This is a genomic window from Candidatus Eisenbacteria bacterium (genome assembly GCA_016930695.1).
Classification (GTDB): domain Bacteria; phylum Orphanbacterota; class Orphanbacteria; order Orphanbacterales; family Orphanbacteraceae; genus JAFGGD01.
Genome location: JAFGGD010000034.1, coordinates 1 through 18,213 on the forward strand (window position 1 = coordinate 1; position 18,213 = coordinate 18,213).

At 65.7% G+C, this 18,213-nt stretch carries 12 protein-coding genes; all 12 read left to right on the top strand.

What is annotated here, in order from left to right; genetic code table 11:
* The first annotated feature begins 562 nt into the window (after positions 1–562).
* Positions 563–1,744 carry an AAA family ATPase gene (locus tag JW958_07585; GenBank protein ID MBN1826110.1) on the top strand — a complete coding sequence of 394 codons (1,182 nt, stop codon included), beginning with the start codon at positions 563–565 and terminating at the stop codon, positions 1,742–1,744.
* Positions 1,741–2,727: a UDP-glucose 4-epimerase GalE gene (gene galE / locus JW958_07590; GenBank protein MBN1826111.1), complete on the top strand. Its 987-nt coding sequence runs from the start codon at positions 1,741–1,743 to the stop codon at positions 2,725–2,727. Before JW958_07585 ends, galE begins: the two co-directional genes overlap by 4 nt.
* A 65-nt stretch (positions 2,728–2,792) precedes the next feature.
* On the top strand, positions 2,793–3,320 hold the full coding sequence (locus tag JW958_07595) for a TlpA family protein disulfide reductase (GenBank protein ID MBN1826112.1): 528 nt from the start codon (positions 2,793–2,795) through the stop codon (positions 3,318–3,320).
* A 201-nt stretch (positions 3,321–3,521) separates the two neighbouring features.
* Positions 3,522–5,009, top strand: a complete 1,488-nt coding sequence (locus JW958_07600) for an amidohydrolase (GenBank protein ID MBN1826113.1) — start codon at positions 3,522–3,524, stop codon at positions 5,007–5,009.
* Positions 4,996–6,432 carry a replication-associated recombination protein A gene (locus tag JW958_07605; protein MBN1826114.1) on the top strand — a complete coding sequence of 479 codons (1,437 nt, stop codon included), beginning with the start codon at positions 4,996–4,998 and terminating at the stop codon, positions 6,430–6,432. The genes JW958_07600 and JW958_07605 overlap by 14 nt, the downstream gene beginning before the upstream one ends.
* 285 nt (positions 6,433–6,717) lie before the next feature.
* Positions 6,718–12,006 (top strand): cache domain-containing protein, encoded by a 5,289-nt coding sequence (locus JW958_07610; GenBank protein MBN1826115.1) that lies wholly within the window; start codon positions 6,718–6,720, stop codon positions 12,004–12,006.
* Between the two features lie 447 nt (positions 12,007–12,453).
* The gene (locus JW958_07615) at positions 12,454–13,164 is read left to right on the top strand and encodes a TetR/AcrR family transcriptional regulator (GenBank protein MBN1826116.1); all 711 of its coding nucleotides are present in this window, start codon (positions 12,454–12,456) and stop codon (positions 13,162–13,164) included.
* A gap of 2 nt (positions 13,165–13,166) precedes the next feature.
* On the top strand, positions 13,167–14,486 hold the full coding sequence (locus tag JW958_07620; GenBank protein ID MBN1826117.1) for a TolC family protein: 1,320 nt from the start codon (positions 13,167–13,169) through the stop codon (positions 14,484–14,486).
* 20 nt (positions 14,487–14,506) lie between these two features.
* On the top strand, positions 14,507–15,418 hold the full coding sequence (locus JW958_07625; GenBank protein MBN1826118.1) for an efflux RND transporter periplasmic adaptor subunit: 912 nt from the start codon (positions 14,507–14,509) through the stop codon (positions 15,416–15,418).
* Positions 15,415–16,362, top strand: a complete 948-nt coding sequence (locus tag JW958_07630; GenBank protein MBN1826119.1) for an ABC transporter ATP-binding protein — start codon at positions 15,415–15,417, stop codon at positions 16,360–16,362. The genes JW958_07625 and JW958_07630 overlap by 4 nt, the downstream gene beginning before the upstream one ends.
* A complete protein-coding gene (locus JW958_07635; GenBank protein ID MBN1826120.1) occupies positions 16,359–17,117 on the top strand; it encodes an ABC transporter ATP-binding protein in 759 nt (252 codons plus the stop codon). Before JW958_07630 ends, JW958_07635 begins: the two co-directional genes overlap by 4 nt.
* Positions 17,114–18,211 (top strand): ABC transporter permease, encoded by a 1,098-nt coding sequence (locus tag JW958_07640; GenBank protein ID MBN1826121.1) that lies wholly within the window; start codon positions 17,114–17,116, stop codon positions 18,209–18,211. The genes JW958_07635 and JW958_07640 overlap by 4 nt, the downstream gene beginning before the upstream one ends.
* Positions 18,212–18,213 lie beyond the last annotated feature (2 nt).

Below are 18,213 nucleotides of genomic sequence, written 5' to 3' on the forward strand. Positions count from 1 at the left end.
CGCCTCGTGCCCCGAACCCTCGTGACGAAACCATCCCTCCCCGCGGCCTATCGAATTCTTCGGTGCCGGATACCTTTTCACTCGCTACGCTCATGAAAAGAGAATCCGGGACCGAAGAGCGCTAACCCTCTCCCGCCATCCTCTCCGCCTCCTCCTCGGACGGACGGCGTGATCCTTCGAGGAGGAGGGGCGGGCGGGACCCCCACCTCTCGAGGTGCGTGAGAAATGGCCGCGCGAGGTCGCACCCTTGTGGAAACTCCGTGGCAATCATGAACCCACCCAGGGGGCGGCACGCCCCGGACTCCGAGAGGGATTACCCGTCCGTCCCTCTCCCCACACCGTGCCCCGAAGGGAGAGCCGGCGGGGGAAGGGGATAATTCGATACCGATAACGATTCCAAACGGTACGGATCCCTCCTTCGTCGCTTCACGCGCCCGGGGGCGCTTGACAGGTGGGGCGGTCACCCGCAGACTGATAAGCCGTCCGTGAAGCGGGCTCGGTTCAGGGAGACCGGTGCCCGGCCGATGATCCGTTTGGAAGGATCGATCGAAAAGGGGCAAGGATGTACTGCCAGTACTACGGGTTCTCCGAGGATCCGTTTCAACTCACGCCGGACCCGCAGTTCCTCTATCTGGACGAGGTGTACCGCGAGGCGATGGCGCACCTCGAATACGGGGTGACCAGCGGTAGGGGATACGTTCTCCTCACCGGTGAAGTGGGAACCGGCAAGACCACCCTGATCCACTCTTTCCTCGATCAGCACCGGGAGGACCTCCTCACCGCTTTCATCTTCTCCACCGCCATGAACTTCGTCGAGCTTCTGAAGATGATCCACGAGGATTTCGAAACCGGTTTCCGGGGCGAGGACTCGGAGGCGATTCTCCTGATCGAGCTGAATCGCTTCCTGCTTCGCAAGTACCACGAAGGGGTTCGGTGCGTGCTGATCCTGGACGAAGCGCAGAATCTGAGCGTGGAGCTTCTCGAGAAGATCCGGATGCTCTCCAACCTGGAGGCGCGGAAGTCGAAGCTCGTCCAAACCGTGCTGGTGGGGCAGCCGGAGCTGGTCGGCAAGCTGGAGAGGGAGGATCTCCGGCAGCTGAAGCAACGCGTGGCGGTTCGCTTCGACATCCCGCCGATGACGGCGGACAGAACCGAGAATTACATCCGGCACAGGCTCGGCGTGGCCGGCTCGCCGGACCGCGGTCTGTTCACCGATCAGGCGGTTCGTCTGGTGCAGAAAGAGGCGGGGGGAATCCCGCGGCTCATCAACGTGATCTGCTCCAACAGCCTCCTGCTCGGCTTCGGGATGGGGGTGAGCCGGATCGACGAACGCGTGATCGGGGAGGTGATTCGGGACATGAACCGCGGACTGGACCGATTCCGCGGTTCCGAAAAGCCGGAGCGGCCGGTGGCGGCGCCTCTCCCGGCGTCCCCGCCCGCCCACTCCCTCCCCGCGACGGGGGACGCGCCCCTCACGGCGCGTGAAGGGGCCGCCTATCTACGCGTTTCCGTTCGAACCCTGCGGGAGCTCTTCCGCTCCGGCTCGATCCCCTGCGTGAAGGTGGGGGGAGGGTGGCGCGTTCTCCGGAGCGACCTGGATTCCTTCGTCCGGGGCGTCGCCGCCGGCACGGCCGCGCGGCATGACCCCGCCGGGGAGAGCGGATCGCGCGACCGGGAGGAGGACCGCCCCTTCGTTCCGGATCCCGCCGCCGTTCCGGTCCGGGGGGAGGAGGACGGCCGGTGAAGATTCTGGTGACCGGCGGGGCCGGATACATCGGTAGTCATACCGTAAAGGAACTGGTCCGGGCCGGCCACAAGCCGGTCGTTCTGGACGATCTCTCCGAGGGCCACCGCCCGGCGGTCCGGGGCGCGCCCCTGCATGTCTTCAGCCTCGCGGATCGGGAACGCCTCGCCGCGCTCTTCGAGGCCGAGCGTTTCGAGGCGGTCGTCCACTTCGCCGCTCACTGCTACGTGGGCGAGTCGATGGAGGATCCTCTCAAGTACTGGCGAAACAACACGGCGAACGCGCTGAACCTCCTGGAGGCGACCGTCGCCGCGGGGGTCCGCGCCTTCGTCTTCTCCTCCACCTGCGCCACCTACGGGGAGCCGGAGAGAATCCCTCTCACCGAGGACCATCCCCAGAATCCGGTCAACGTCTACGGGGAAACGAAACTGGCGGTGGAACGAATGCTCCGCTCCGCGGATCGGGCCTATGGACTCCGGTACGCCGCGCTCCGCTACTTCAACGCCGCCGGCGCGGATCCGGAAGGGGAACTGGGGGAGGATCACGATCCGGAGACGCACCTTATCCCCCTGGTTCTCCAGGTCGCCCTCGGCAAAAGGCCGGAGATCCGCGTATTCGGCGATGATTACGAAACACCGGACGGAACCTGCATCCGTGATTATATTCATGTCGTGGACCTGGCGCAGGCGCACATCCTCGCCCTGCGACACCTGGCCGGCGGCGGCGGGAGCCTGGCGGTGAACGTCGGGACCGGCCGCGGCTATTCGGTGCGCGAGGTGATCGAGTGCGCCCGCGGGGTCTCGGGCCATCCCATTCCGGCGGTTGTCGACCAGCGGCGCCCCGGCGACCCGGCCCGTCTCGTCGCGGGGAACGACATGGTCCGCCGCCTGCTCGGTTGGGCGCCCCGCTATCCCGATCTCGAGGATGTCGTTTCCTCGGCCTGGAATTGGCACAGAGACCACCCAGACGGCTACGGGATTTGACGGGAAGCCCGGTCCCTCCGTACAATCGGTTCGTATTCCAGAGAATCACGGAAAGGAGTCCTGTCTTGATCAAACATGTCCTGGCCCCGGCTCTGATCACTCTCCTCTTCCTCGCTCCGGCCTGTTCCAAGCAGGAGGAGAAGGGGAACCCGTCGGCGCCGGCGGCGCCGGAGTTCGCGGTGAACGCCGTCGACGACAACCGGGTGATCCATCTCACGGACTACAGAGGAAAAGTCCTGGTGCTCAACTTCTGGGCCACCTGGTGCCCGCCCTGCAAGATGGAGATCCCCGCCTTCAACGAACTCTACAAAGAGTACCAAGGCGACGGGTTGGAGTTTCTCGGCGTCAGCGTCGATCAGGGCGGCTTGGATGCGGTGAATTCCTATCTCGCTTCCGGCCCGAACAATCCCGCCGTGCCCGGTTATCCCGTGGCGATGGCGAACGATGGGATCGTGCGCGCCTTCCACGCGATTCAGCCGCTCGGGTCGATCCCCACCACGTTCATCATCGATCGAAAGGGGCGGATCCAGAAAATCGTGGTCGGCTCGCGCGAGAAGAGCGAGTTCGAATCGATGGTCACCGCGCTTCTGTAGACGGGATTGCGCGCGGAAAATACGCTGCGGCTTCGGCGGGGATCCCCACCGAAGCCGTTTTTTTAAGGGCGGCGAGCGGCGAAGGAGCGCCCTCCTCTTCGCGAGGGCGACGGACCGGATCGGGGATCGGCCGAGCCCACTCGATCCGTTCCGCCGCCCGTGGTATCTTGGAACGACCACCTTCGAGGGAGGAGCGCCGGCGTGCTGGTCCTTTTCAACGGCAGGATCGGATGGGGGGCGGTGGGGGAAACCGCCCTGCTGGCGCGCGCGGGGATCATCGAAGCGGTCGGCGGTGATGGAGAAATCCTGGACCTCGCCCCCGCCCGGGCGGAGAGAATCGATCTGCGGGGGGGGCTCCTGCTTCCCGGATTCACCGACGCGCACGTCCACCTTCTTCACCTCGGCCGCCTTTTGCACCGTACCGATCTGGGAGAGGCGCTCTCCCTCGCCGGGGCGCTGGAGAGGATCGAGCGGACCGTTCGGGAGAGCGCCGAGCCGGTCCTTTTCTTCGAAGGGGCCGACGAGTCGCTCTGGCCGGAGCGCCGCCTGCCGACGCGCCGGGAGCTGGACCGCCTCGAACCGCGCCGTCCGCTCCTGGTTCGCCGTGTCTGCATGCACATCGCCGTCGCGAACGGTCCCGCGTTGGAGCGGATCGGCGCCCGCCGCCCGGACGTGGACCCGGAGAGTGGGAGATGCGAGGAGGAGTCGGTTCTTCATCTGGAGGACGGCCCTTTCCGGCCATCGGAGGAAGAGGATCGCCGGGCGGTGCTGCGCGCCCAGGAGAGGGCGCTTTCGTTCGGAGTCACCACGGTCCACGAGATCGATTCCCCCCGGTTCGCGCGGGTCTGGCGCGCCCTGGAGAGTGAGGGACGCCTCCGGACGCGCGTCTTCTTTTACGCGGCCTCGGCGCCGGAGGAGACGGCGGAGCTGGCGGCGGAAAACCGGGAAGGGGATCTCTTCCGTGTCGCCGGCGTGAAGGCGTTCTTGGACGGATCGATCGGGGGATGCACGGCGGCGGTGACGGAGCCCTATCCGACCGGCGGCGACGGGACGCTTCTTCTGGAACGCGATGCCGTCGAAAAGTTGATCCGTAAGGCGGAGGAACTCGAGCTGCCGGTGGCGCTTCACGCCATCGGAGATCGGGCGATCGAGGAGGCTCTCGCCGCCCACGAGGCGATCCGGCGGGAGGGCCCGCCCCCCGTTCCCCACAGGATCGAGCACGCGGAGATGCTCACGCCCGCCCAGGCCGGCCGTGTCCGCCGCCAGGGGCTCCTCCTTTCCATGCAGCCCAACTTCCCGCTCCGGTGGGGCGGCCCCGGGGGGCTCTACGAGACGCGTGTCGGGCGGGAGAGAGCCCGCGGTTGGAACCGGATCGGCGAGTGGATCCGCGCGGGGATTCCGGTCGCCTTTGGGTCCGACGGCATGCCTTTCGATCCTTTCACCGGGATGGAGGGAGCCGTCCGCCATCCCGTCCCGGCGGAGAGGATCTCGCCGGAGGAAGCCTTCCACGCCTACTCCGGGAGGGCGGAGCGCTTCGTTCCCGGCGGAGGCGCGGGCGGGTCGATCGCCCCCGGTCGCCGCGCGGATCTGATTCTGTTCGACGGTCCGCCGGCGGAGGGGGAGCCGCTGCGCCGGGAAAGGCTGGCCCGCGTGTTCGCGGCGGGGGAGACGGTGTATGTGCGCGAGTGAGGAGACCCCGGACCTCTTCGGCGTCGGCCAGGGAGAAGGGGAGTCGAAAGAGCCGCGAAGCCCGCTGGCGGACCGTCTCCGGCCGCGTACGCTGGAGGAGTTCGTCGGCCAGGGGCATCTGCTCGGCGAAGGGGCGGTCCTGGAGAGGATGATCCGGGGGGGCGAACTCCTTTCCGTCATCTTCTGGGGGCCGCCGGGGACGGGGAAGACCACCCTCGCGCGGCTCATGGCGCGTTACGCCGGCGCCGTCTTTCTCGAGTTCAGCGCCGTTCTCTCCGGTGTAAAGGAGATACGCGAGGCCGTCGTCCGGGCCCGAAGGGAGAGGGACCTCCGTGGAAAGCGGACCATCCTTTTCGTCGACGAGATCCACCGCTTCAACAAGGCGCAACAGGACGCCTTCCTCCCCCACATGGAGGACGGGACCATCACTCTTGTGGGCGCGACCACCGAGAATCCTTCCTTCGAGGTGAACGCGGCGCTTCTCAGCCGGACCAGGGTCTTCACCCTCGAACCGTTACGCGAGGAGGATGTGGTCTCCATCCTGGACCGCGCGCTGGAGGACCCGGAACGCGGCCTCGGCGTTCGCGTCGAAATCGGACCGGAGGAGAAGCTGAGGATCGTTTCCTTCAGCGAGGGGGACGCGCGCCGCGCCCTCTCTCTGTTGGAGCTGGCGGTGCGGATGGCGGCCGCCGGGGAGGGGGGCGCATGCCGGGTGACGGGGGAGACGATCGACGCGGCGGCGCAGAAGAAGGCGCTCCTTTACGACAAAAGCGGGGAAGAGCACTACAACCTGATCAGCGCGCTCCATAAAAGTCTACGCGGCAGCAACCCGGACGCGGCGCTTTACTATGCGGTCCGCATGATCGAGTCGGGCGAGGACCCCCGCTACCTCCTCCGGCGCCTGATTCGTTTCGCCGTCGAGGACGTGGGGCTCGCCGATCCACGGGCGCTCGCCGTGGCGTTGAACGCCGACGACACCTACCGTCGCCTCGGATCTCCCGAAGGGGACCTCGCCGTCGCCGAGGCGGTGATCTACCTCGCCGTCACCCCCAAATCGAACGCCCTTTACGCCGCGTATAAAAAGGTGCAAGGGGACATCCGCGAGAGGCCTTCCCTCCCCGTTCCCAAGCATCTCCGCAACGCGCCGACCCGCCTCATGAAGGAACTCGATTACGGGAAGGGGTACGTCTACGACCCGAATGATCCGGAGGGAGGGATGGCGCAGGAGCACCTCCCCCAAAATCTCCGGGGGCGCCGTTATTACGAGCCGAAGGGGGAGGGGGTGGAGCGGGAGATCCGGAAGAGGCTCGAGGAGTGGCGGGCGAACCGCGAGCGGGCGTCGAAGGGGAGGGGGAAGGGGGAGACCTCTCCGAAAGGAAAAGAGCGACGCGACGAATCGGGTGGTTCCGTAAAACCATCCTAATATGAAGAAACAATAATAGTTATGGCCTTGGTCCCCGCTCCTGCTTTCCGCCTGCCGTCCGGTTTTCTCCCCGTTTTCTCCCCGTTTTCTCCCCCTGTTTTCCACTGATTCAATCATTCCGGAAAATGCGCGATAAGAAGAAGGTAAGCCGCAATCGGGGGGGTTGCGCTTCGCCCGGGACCGAGTCGGTTCGGTGCGGCGATTCGCCTCGACCGGCCGAATCCCGGCGCGGGGTGGAGATGCGCCCGCCGCGACGGTTCGCACCTCTTGCGGGGCATGTGGCTGATGATCCGTACGGGAATTTTCTTCCGGTCGGGAACGCGCCGGTTGTCGCTTCTCGCCGGTTTTCTTTTCTTCCTCACGGGGGGAACGCCGGCGGATCACGGCGCCGCCGGCGATGAGCCGCGCCGCGTTCTCCTCATCAGTTCTTATCACCACGGACTCTCCTGGGCGGACGGCATCACCGAAGCGATTCAGGAAGAATTCGCCTCCGAGAACGTCAATCTTCACGTGGAGTATCTGGACAGCAAACGCTACCCGCTGGAAGAGGTGAGCGGGCCTTTCTACGAATTCCTGCTGAACAAGTACGCCGACAAACCGGTGGATGTGATCCTCGTCGCGGACAACAACGCCTTGACCTTTCTCCGGGATCGGCGCGCCGGGCTCTTTCCCGACACGCCCATCATTTTCTGCGGGATCAACAACTTCACGCCGGAAATGCTGGAGGGATTGGGACCGGATGTCACCGGCGTGGTGGAGATCAGCGATCCCCTGAGCACGGGTCATCACGCGCTCCGTTTATTGCCGGGGCTGAAACGTCTCGCGATCGTCAGCGGTATCACCACGACGGCGATCAACGTGCGTGAGGAGGCCCGCATCGCGATGCGCCCTCTGGAGGACCGTCTGGAGCTTCTCTGGTGGGACGGATTGGAGACGGAGGAACTGATCGGCCGGCTGGAGACATTGGGGCCGGGGGACGCCGTCCTTCTCGTTCTCTACAATCGGGATGGCGCGGGACGTTACTACAGCAACGAGGCGGCCGGCCGCTTGGTCGATTCCCACTCCCCCGTTCCCGTCTTCGGTCTCTGGGACTTCTATATGGGGACCGGCGTGGTGGGAGGGCGGCTGATCAACGCCCGGGATCAGGGGACCGCCGCCGCGGGCCTCGCTCAAACCATCCTGCGCGGAATCCCCGCCTCCCGAATTTCCGTGGTCGGCGCGAGCCCCAACCGGGATATTTTCGACTATGAGGCGTTGGTGCGGCGCGGCCTGAGCAGGCAGGACCTCCCCTCCGGCGCGACCCTGCTCAACGCTCCGGACGACTCGATTCGAGAGTACCTGGTCTACCTGTTCGTCTGCCTCGCCCTCGCCTGTGTCGTTTTCCTCCTCTTCGTGGCGTTTCAGATCGTCGGCGCCCTCGCTCGAAGGCGCGGGCAGGCGCCTCGGTTCAGCGCCGACATCAACCGCTTGATCATCGCCATCCCCCTCGTCGCCATCCTGCTGGCTTCCCTCCTCTGGGCGGCGCAGGACTACATCCGCTTCCGGCAGGACACGTGGAAACTTCGCGGGGACCTTTTGGAGAAGCAAAAGACGCGGGTCGCCCACGAGGTGGACCGGGCTGTGGACGAGATCGCCTTTTTGCGGGAGACGGAGCAAAACCGGCAGAGAGAGCGGATCCGGGAAAGGGTGGATTTCGCCGAATCTCTCGCCCGGGACCTGAGCGAGAAAAATGCGGGGCGGTCCGCCGCGGAGACGGAGAACCTCGTGGCCGACGTTCTCTCCTCTTTCCGTTGGGACGGAGGCGCGGGCTATTACTTCGCTCTCGACGAGACGGGGGTTTTCCGTGTTCATCCCGTGAGGCCGGAATGGGTGGGAAAGAGTGAGTCGGATTGGGCCGACCCGTCACTGGGCAGGATCGTCCGGGAGATGTTCTCGATCGCGTCCCAGGAAAGCGGCGGGTTCATCACCTACGATTGGCCCCGTGGAGAGGAGTCCCTCTCCCCCGTGCCCAAACTCTCCTATGTCCGTGCCCTTCCTTCCTCGGGATGGATCATCGGCGCGGGATCCTATCTGATGGACCTGCGGGAGGGAGCGGAGCGCATGGTGCTCCGTCACCTGGAGTCGATTTCCTTCGGCGAGGGCGCGGGCGCTCTTTTCGTCCAGAACACCGAAGGGACTCTGTTGGCGGATCGGGAGCGGCCGGAATCGGTCGGCCGAAACTTCGTCAACCGGATCGACGCGAATGGAGTCCCGGTTACGAAGGAGATGCTCGCCGCCGCGAAAAGACCGGGCGGGGGGTTCGTTTCCTATGTCGACGGGGAGAAGGATCCCTCCGGCGCGCGCCGGGAGATGCTCGCCTATGTCCGCGGCATCGACGATTGGGGCTGGATCGTAGGAACCGACTTCCCCATCAGCGATCTCGACGAGGTCGTTGAGGCGGAGAGACGGAAGATGCTCGCCGGGTTCGTGACCCGCCTGCTGTCGATGATCGGCGCCATGCTTGCGCTGGGTCTGCTCAGCCTCGCGCTGGGGCGCCGATTCAGCCGGCGGCTGGGGGACCAGATCGAGGCCTTCGAGAGAGGTTTCGGCGACGCGGCCCGGGAAGACCGCACCATGGACGAAACCGCCTTCCACCACGCGGAAATCCGGAAGATGACCCGGCGGATCAATGAGATCCTCGCGGCGCGCAATCTCGCCCGTGAGGAACTGCGGCTCATGCGGGAGAGGCTGGAACTCGCCATGGACGCCGCCGAACACGGGTTCTGGGATTGCGACATCGAATCCGGCAATGCCTATTTCAGCCCACGCTACTACACCATGCTCGGTTATGAGCCGGGCGAACTGCCCATGCGGTTTCAGACCTGGATCGATCTTCTCCATCCGGAGGACAGGGAGTGGGCGGTTCCCCTCGTCGTTCGGAATGTCGAAGAGGGGAAACCCTTCCAGGCGGAATTCCGACTCCGCACCAAGGATGGGGGTTGGCGCTGGATCTCGGGACGGGGGAAGGGATTCGGCTGGGATCACGACACCAAGCCGCGAAGAGTGGTGGGCGTTCACGTGGATGTCACGGAGAGAAAGGAAGCGGAAGAGGAGCTTCTCAGGAGCAGGGAAAAATTCCGTTCCCTCTTCGAACAGTCGAACGACGCCGTGTTTCTTCACGACCTCCAGGGAAACATCTTAGATGCCAATGAACGGGCCGTCGAGCTTCTGGGGTACGATCGAGAGGAATTGCTGCGCACCCCTCTCGCCCGCCTACACTCCGCATCGGAGCGGGAATCGTCGAAGAAAGCCCTCGATGTTACGAAGAAAAAAGGGGGCATCACCTTCGAGTCCCGTTTCCTCGCCAAGGACGGCGATGTCATCGACGTGGAGATCAGCGCTCGCGTGACGGACAGGGAGAGAGGAATCGTTCAGGGGATCGCGCGTGACATCACGGAGCGGAAGAGGGCGGAGGCGAAACAACGAGATGTTCTGGACGAGATGAAGAGACTGAACGATCACCTGGAGCTGCAGACCGCCCGCGCGAACGATATGGCGGCGCAAGCCGGGATGGCGAGCGCCGCGAAAAGCGAGTTTCTCGCTCGAATGAGCCACGAGATCCGCACGCCCATGAACGGCGTGATCGGGATGGTCACCCTCCTTCTTCATACCGATCTGAGCGAGGAGCAGCGTCGTTACGCGGAGACGGTGCAAGCGAGCGGTGAAGCACTTTTGACGCTGATCAATGACATCCTCGATTTCTCCAAAATCGAGGCGGGCAAGATGGAAATCGAGACCGTGGACTTCGATCTGCACGCCCTTCTGGACGATTTCCTCGGGCTGATCGCCGTGAAGGCCGCGGAGAAGGGCCTCGAATTCGTCTGTTTCGCCGATCCCGAAGTCCCCGGAGCCCTACGCGGCGATCCCGGGCGGCTCCGGCAGGTGCTCCTGAACCTGGCGGGCAATGCCGTGAAATTCACCGGGGAGGGGGAAGTCGCCGTCCGAACGCGGTTGGAGGAGGAGACGGAAAGGGAAGCGGTTCTCCGGTTCACCGTGCGCGATACCGGTATCGGTATCCCGAAGGAAAAGCAGAAGCATCTTTTCCAAAGTTTTCAACAGATCGATCCGTCGAACACGAGAAAGTACGGCGGCACCGGCCTCGGACTCGCCATCTCCAAGAACCTGATCGAGATCATGGGAGGCTCCATCGATTGCGAGAGCGAGGAGGGGATGGGGACGGAGTTCGGTTTCTCCATTCGATTCCCCAAGCAGGAAAAGCGGGCGCCCTTGCCGGCGCCGGCCGGTTCGAAGGGGACGAGGATCCTGGTGACGGAAAACCATGCAACCAACCGGGAGGTGCTCGTCGCGTGGCTCCGGGCGTGGGGGATGCGCGCGGAGGGCGCGGCGGACGGCGCCGGAGCGCTGAAGCTCCTTTCCGACGCTGCGGCGGAGGGCGATCCCTACCGCGCGGTGATCGCGCAAGAGTCGATGCACGACCTGGATGGCGATGCATTCGGGCGAGCGGTCCGCGCCGACCACCGCCTGTCGGAAGTCGCGATGGCGCTGATGCGGCCTATGTCCCGGAACATGGATGAGAGAGGGATAGAGGGCGTCGGTTGGAACGCCTGCCTGGTGAAACCGGTGCGAAGATTCGAGCTCTTCGCCTGCGTGGAAATGCTGTTGGGTTCGCGCGTGGCGGGGAGAGGCGTGCGGATGGAGTCGTCCCACCCGTCCTGGTCGGGCGGGAAGAAGACCGCCGCCGCAACTCGCATTCTTCTCGTCGAGGACAACCCGATCAACCAACAGGTGGCGATCGGCATCCTGGGGAAACTGGGATACGGGGCGGATCTGGCGAACAACGGCCGGGAGGCGATCCGGGCTTTGGAGAAGCAGCAATATGATCTCGTGCTTATGGACGTGCAGATGCCGGAAATGGATGGATGGGAGGCGACCGCCGAAATAAGAAACCCCCTCTCCTCCGTACGCGACCACGAGATTCCGGTGATCGCCATGACCGCGCACGCCATGAAGGGGGACCGGGAAAAATGTCTCTCCGCCGGCATGAACGACTACATGACCAAACCGATTCGCCCGGAGGTTCTCATGGACGTGTTGATCCGTTGGGGGCGGGTGGAGTCGGGAAGGATCGAGGCGGAAGAAGAGAACGGGGTCTCGCGGGTGGACGGCGCCGGGGAATGCGTTCCTCCTTGCGTCACGGACGATCGGTCCGGTGAGCCGAGCCATCCCGAGAAAGGGCCGGCGCACCCCGTCTTCGACCGGGAGGCTTTTCTCGAGCGCGTGATGGACGACCCGAACCTCGCCAAAGTGATCGTAGAGAGTTTTCTCAAGGACGTTCCGGAACGGCTGAAAAAGATGGAGGAACATCTGGCCGAAGGGGACGTGAACAGCGCGGAGCGGCAGGCTCACAGCATCAAGGGAGCGGCGGCCAACGTGGGGGGGGAGGCACTCCGCGAGGTCGCCTTCACCATCGAGAAGTCGGGAAGAGCGGGGGACCTGGCGTCGATGAGGGACCTTTTTCCGGGGATGATCGCGGAGTTCGAACGCTTCCGGGTAGTCGCTCTCGAAACGGTTTAATCGAAACGCGTTTCCCCCGACCCCCCACCTGCCGGCCATCGCCCCGCCTTCGGCGTCGTGTCCCCTCTCTCTCTCGTTCTTTCGACCCCGAAAATAGGCCGCGCGCTCGGTAAGAGAACGCGCCGCACTCCCGAAATTACCCTACGAACTTCCCATCCGATCCCGGCGGGGGCGAGCCGGGGCCGAAAACCGGGTCCGTGCAGTTCCTCTTGAATGCCACGGTCGATCCGGGCGATTCCCATTGATCCCATCACGAACACCCCCCGATGATGCATGCATCCAATAGGGAACCAAAGGACTCCTTGCAGCAAACGGTTTGTATGAGCTTATAAAATAGTCGGTTAGCGTGTGTGCAGCTATTTTGATTAATTGATTGACTTAATCGATCGTTTGATTATAATAAAAGACAAAGTGGGAAACGGTCGTGGCTGGATCGGAGGTGTACGGATGGAAGAAAGAGGGGAGGGGGCCGGGACTCCGGAAAGACTCCGCGGACTTCTGGAGGAACTCCCGGAGGAGTTGGCGCCCCCCGCCCCCGAGTCGCCGGCCGGCAGAATCCTCGCCGCGGCGAGGGATCTCGCCGCCGAGTCGGGCTTGGAGGGAATCTCCATGCGGGCGGTCGCGGAGGGGGCCGGCGTCAACCAGGCGATGATTCACTATTATTTCGGTTCCAAAGAGAAGATGATCGGCGCCTTGGTTCGCCGGGAGATCCTCTGCATCTTGCGGGACGTGGTCCGCGGCTTGGACGCCGCCCCGGCGGGATCGGATCTGCTCGTGAGCTTCCCCCTCCGCCTTCTCGACGCGCTCCGCTCGGATCGAATTCGCCTGCGGCTCGTGCGGCGGGTTCTCGCCACCCACCCGGACCGTCTCTCCCGGGCGATCCATGAATTGGGGCGGCACGGCCTGCTCGGATCGAGCCGCATCCTTCTCGAGCGGATCGAGAGCGAGCGGGAGGAGGGGAGTCTCCCCGGCGTGGAACCCCGTTCGGTTCTGCTTTTTTTGCTCTCTTCGGTGTACGGGCTGGTCCTGTTGGAACCGGTGGCGCGGACACTCATCGGCTTTCACATGGAGGACGACGCCGACTGGCGCGGTTACGGCGTCGATCTCGGCTTCCTGATCGGGAAGGGCCTCCGGGGCGGGGCCGGAAGGGAGGAGTGAAAATGCGGTATCGGTCCGGGATCGCCGCGCTCGTGTTCGCGCTGTCCGCCTCGTGGGTCGGCGCCGCTCCGTCATCGGAAGGGGAGAGGGGGGGCGTTCTGACGCTGGAGCGATGTGTGTCGCTCGCCCGGGAAAACGCTCCCCGCCTCCGGGCGGCCTCCGCCGGAGCGGAGGCGGCGCGGGCGCGGGCCGACGAGGCGTCGTCGCGAAGATTCCCCTCGGCCGACCTGGGCGGCAGTTATCGATTCACCAGTGAAGTGATGAAAAAGGAGATCTCCATCGGCTTCGGTCTCCCTCCCTTCGCGCTCGCTTTCGGCGACGAACATCAGGCGGATTGGAATCTGGGGATCGTCGTTCCGATTTTCACCGGTGGGGAACTGGGGCGGATCGCGCGGGCGGAGGAGGCGGAGGCGCGCGCGGCGGAGAAGACGAGCGAAGCGGCTTTGCTCGATCTGACGAGGGATGTGCGCGCGGCGTTCTTCACCGCCATGGGACGGCGGGCGGGCGCGGATGCGGCGGCGCTCGCCGTCGATCGCCTGGAGAGAAGGGTGAGGGAGTTGGACGCCGCGATACGCCTGGGGGGGGCGACCGCGGAGGACAGGCTCCGCGCGGAGGCGCGTCTCGGCGACGCGCGCCGGCGGATGTTGCGCGCCGAGGCCTCGAGGGACTCGGCGGCATTCGAGCTGGGGCGCCTGATCGGGCAACCCGGTCTTCCCGCATCGCCCGAGGGGGATCTGGAGGAGTCGATCTTGAAAGGTCGCGATCTCTCGACGGATCGGATCGCGGGGAGACCCGAACTGGCGGCGATGGAGAAACGACGGGAGCGGATGGAATCGCTGGCCGCGGCGGCGGGCGGGAGGTTTCTTCCCCGAGTGATGGGTGATCTCCGCGCCCATTACGGCCGGCCGGGCGTGGACGTTTTCGAGAACGACTGGATGGAGTACGCCACCGCCTCCCTCTCGCTGAACTGGACGCTCTGGGATTTCGGCGGGCGGTCCGCCGCCAAACGCCGGGCGGAGGCGGGCGTCCGCCGGGCGGATGCGGAACGGCGCGAGATGGAGGATGTTTTCGTCGCCGCCCACGGGACGGCCGAATCCCTTTTACGCTCGTCGCGGCTCGAGTGGGCCGAGGCGGAACGCCGGGTGGAGCTGAGCCGGGCGATTGTGGATCTCGTCGGCCGTCGCCGGGCGGAGGCCGAGGCTTCGGAGAGCGAGTACCTGGACGCCGAGGACGATCGCGCCGAGGCCGAAATCGGTTTGGCCCTCGCCTACGCCCGGATTCGGCTCGCGGAAACGGCTCTTCTCTGGACGTTGGGCCAATGATCGCGGAGGAGATGAAACGGATGAGAAGAACAAAGGGAGCGGGGAGGAGCGGTGCGTTTCCCCGAGGCGCGGCGGCGCTGATCGTGCTGGTCGTGGCGGCCGGATGCATGGGCGACGAAAAGCCCCGCCCCGCCGGCACCTTCGAGGCGGCAACGGTCGACGTGGCGCCCGTCCAGAGCGGCCGAACGCTTCTCGTGGCCGCCGAAGAGGGGGAACGGATCGCCGCGGGGGATACGTTGATCCTTTTAGACACGGATCTGATCGGGCTCCGCCGGACCGAGGCCGAAGCGGGACGCGCGGGCCTCCGGGCTCAGCGCGCCGCCGGGGCGGCCGAAATCGACCAGGCGGAGAGGAGCCTGGCGCATCTGGAGACCACGCGGGAGAGGGCTGGAAAGCTGCGCGACGCGGGAACCGCCACGGACCAACGGGTGGATGACCTTACCGCCGAACGGGACATGGCGCGGAGCCGTCTCGCGGCGGCGCGGGCGCGCGTCGAGGCGATCGACGCCGAAGGGAAACGATTGGACGCGGCGCTTGCCGTTTTCGACCGGCAGATCCGGGACGGCGTCATCGTTTCTCCCGTGTCCGGCACGGTGTTGGCGCGCGCCCTCGAGCCGGGGGAGGTGGCCGTCGCCGGCCGCACCGCCCTCCGCGTGGCCGACCTCTCGGAGATGGAGCTACGGATTTATCTGGAAGCGATCGACCTGGATCGGGTGCGCGTGGGCGACGAACTCCCGGTCCTGGCGGACGCGCTCCCCGGCGAACGGCTCGTCGGAAGGGTGAGTTGGATCAGCGACGAAGCGGAGTTCACGCCCAAGAACGCCCAAACCCGAAACGCCCGCGCCCAGCTTGTCTACGCGGTCAAACTGCGGGTTCCCAATCCGGAGGGGCGTCTTCACGTGGGGATGGCGGCGGAGGTGAGAATTCCTTGACAGGCGAAACGCCCGCCCTGTTCGTCGAGGATTTGCGGAAGAGCTACGGCGCCGCCGCCGCGCTCCGCGGGCTCTCCCTCGCGGTGGAGGCGGGTCGGATCTGCGGCCTGATCGGTCCCGACGGGGCGGGGAAAACCACCGCCATGCGGATCCTATGCGGTCTTCTCCGCGCGGACGGCGGAACCGCGCGAATCCTCGGCCGGGATTGTACGGCCGAGGCGGTTTGGGTGAAGGAGCGGATCGGCTACATGCCGCAGCGGTTCAGCCTCTACCCGGACCTCACCGTCGCCGAAAACATCCGTTTCTTCGCCGATCTCTTCGGCGTACCGGCGGAGGAACGCGCCGTCCGGGAGGCGCGGCTCATGGAATTCAGCCGTCTCGCTCCCTTCCGGAAGCGTCGCGCGGGAAAACTCTCCGGAGGGATGAAGCAGAAACTCGCGCTCTGCGCCACGCTGATCCACACGCCGAGGGTGCTGATCCTGGACGAGCCGACAACCGGCGTGGATCCGGTCAGCCGCCGCGAGTTCTGGCAAATCCTGCGGGAGTTGGCCGAGGATGGACTCGCCCTTCTGATCAGCACGCCCTACATGGACGAGGCGGATCTTTGCGATGAGGTGGTCCTGATGCACCGGGGAACGGCGATCGCCCGCGGCGCGCCGTCGCAGCTCGCCTCCCTCTTTCCCCGCCGCATCCTGGAGGTCTCCGGCGCGGGATTGACCGAAGCGCTCGTTCGGCTCGAAAGCGCGGCGCTTCCCGGCGTCGCGGTGCGGCGCTTCGGCGACCGTCTCCATCTGGTTTACGACGACGACGGGCAGGCGGCGGATACGGCACGACTCCTGGAGGGTTGCGGCGTGTCTATCGAAACGGCGCGACCCGGTGTGGAGGATCTTTTTTTGGAGCGGATGGGGGCCGAGGAGGGCTCCGGCGAAAAGGGTGAAACATGAACCTCTCTCCGGCCCCGCGAATCGCCGGAACGGTCGAAGCGGCCGTCTCCGCCCGCGGCCTCACCCGGCGCTTCGGTTCCTTTACCGCCGTCGATGGAATCGATCTGGACGTGGCGCCCGGCGAGATCTTCGGCTTTCTCGGCGCGAACGGCGCCGGGAAAACCACGGCGATCCGGATGCTCTGCGGTCTCCTTCGCCCGACCGCCGGCTCGGCGACGGTGGCCGGCTGCCGGGTGGGACCGGAATCGAGCGCCCTTCGCCGGCGCATCGGTTACATGAGCCAGCGTTTCAGCCTCTACGAGGATCTGACGGTGCGCGAGAACATGGCTTTCTTCGGCGGCGTCTACGGGCTTTCCCCGGGGCGGATCCGGGATCGCGCCGCCGCGCTTCTCCCGCAACTCGGCCTTTCCGGCCGCGAAGACCGTCTCGCCGGTGCCCTCCCCCTCGGCTACAAACAGCGTCTCGCCCTCGGCTCCGCGCTCCTGCACGAGCCGCGCGTCCTCTTTCTCGACGAGCCGACCGGCGGCGTGGATCCTCTGGCGCGTCGCTCCTTCTGGGATCTGATCTACGCCCGCGCCGCCGCGGGGACCACCGTTTTCGTCACCACGCACTACATGGACGAAGCGGAGTATTGCGGTCGAGTCTCGATCATGATCGAGGGGCGCATCGTCGCGCTGGACACGCCGGCGGGGCTGAAGCGTTCCACGGGCGGAAAGGACATGCAGGACGTTTTCCTTAGGCTGGTGGACCGATGAGAAAGATCGCCGCCATCGCGCGCAAGGAAGTCCTTCACATCCTCAGGGACCGGCGCAGCCTCGCCGTGGCGATTCTCATGCCTCTCGCGATGGTCCTCCTTTACGGCTCCGCCATCGACATGGAGCTCCGCGAACTGCCCGTGGGCGTCCTCGACCAGGACCGGAGTGATAGCAGCCGCGAATTTCTCCTCGCCCTCGCGTCGAGCAAATTCAACGTGATCGCCGAGATCCTTCCGGGCCGCGGCGCCGTGGAGCCCGGATTCCGGCGCGGCCGTTTTCTCGCGGCGCTGGTGATCCCCCGGGGATTCGCGGAGCGCCTGGAGAGGGGAGAGGTTTCCCCGCTGCAGGTGTTGGTGGACGGCTCGGACGCCGCCACCGCCGCGATCGCCGAGAACTACCTCCTCGCGGTGAGCGCCCTCGAGAACGCGCGGCTTCGAGGAGAGGGAACGGCGGCCCCCTTCACCGTCCGGACCCGAATATTCTTCAACCCCGAACTGACCAGCGCCGATTTCGTCGTTCCGGGGTTGACCGCCCTCATTCTGATGATGATCTGCGCGCTCCTTACCAGCATCGCCCTTACCCGAGAGAAGGAGAACGGCACGCTGGAGCAGATCCTCACGACGCCGGTCTCTCCCGCGCAGGTGGTTCTGGGCAAGGTCCTTCCCTACGTGGGGCTCGGCGCGATCGACGCCACGCTGGTGCTGGCGACGGGGAGGATCGCCTTCGGCGTGCCGATGGCCGGCTCCTGGTGGGTCTTGGCGGCGTACAGCCTCCTTTTCATCGTCATCGCCCTCTCCATGGGGCTGCTCATCTCCGCGCGCTCGTCGACCCTCCGCGTCGCGATGATGGCGGCCCTGATGGCGACCATGCTCCCCACCATGATCCTGTCCGGTTTTCTCTTCCCCGTCGCCGGCATGCCCGAGCCGCTGCAGTGGCTCTGTCGTCTCATGCCGGCCACCCACTACCTGGTGGTGATTCGCGGTATCCTGCTGAAGGGACGTGCCTGGTTCCCGGTGGAGACGGCGGTGCTCCTCGGAATGGGCGCCGTTCTCCTCACGGCGGCTGTGCGCGGTTTCCGCCGCGACCTGGAGTGAAG

Excerpts from the sequence above, each read along its gene's own strand:
- JW958_07585 (MBN1826110.1), top strand. The coding sequence starts at position 563 with ATGTACTGCCAGTACTACGGGTTCTCCGAGGATCCGTTTCAACTCACG.
- JW958_07605 (MBN1826114.1), top strand. The coding sequence starts at position 4,996 with ATGTGCGCGAGTGAGGAGACCCCGGACCTCTTCGGCGTCGGCCAGGGA.
- JW958_07610 (MBN1826115.1), top strand. The coding sequence starts at position 6,718 with ATGATCCGTACGGGAATTTTCTTCCGGTCGGGAACGCGCCGGTTGTCG.
- JW958_07615 (MBN1826116.1), top strand. The coding sequence starts at position 12,454 with ATGGAAGAAAGAGGGGAGGGGGCCGGGACTCCGGAAAGACTCCGCGGA.
- JW958_07620 (MBN1826117.1), top strand. The coding sequence starts at position 13,167 with ATGCGGTATCGGTCCGGGATCGCCGCGCTCGTGTTCGCGCTGTCCGCC.
- JW958_07625 (MBN1826118.1), top strand. The coding sequence starts at position 14,507 with ATGAGAAGAACAAAGGGAGCGGGGAGGAGCGGTGCGTTTCCCCGAGGC.
- JW958_07635 (MBN1826120.1), top strand. The coding sequence starts at position 16,359 with ATGAACCTCTCTCCGGCCCCGCGAATCGCCGGAACGGTCGAAGCGGCC.
- JW958_07640 (MBN1826121.1), top strand. The coding sequence starts at position 17,114 with ATGAGAAAGATCGCCGCCATCGCGCGCAAGGAAGTCCTTCACATCCTC.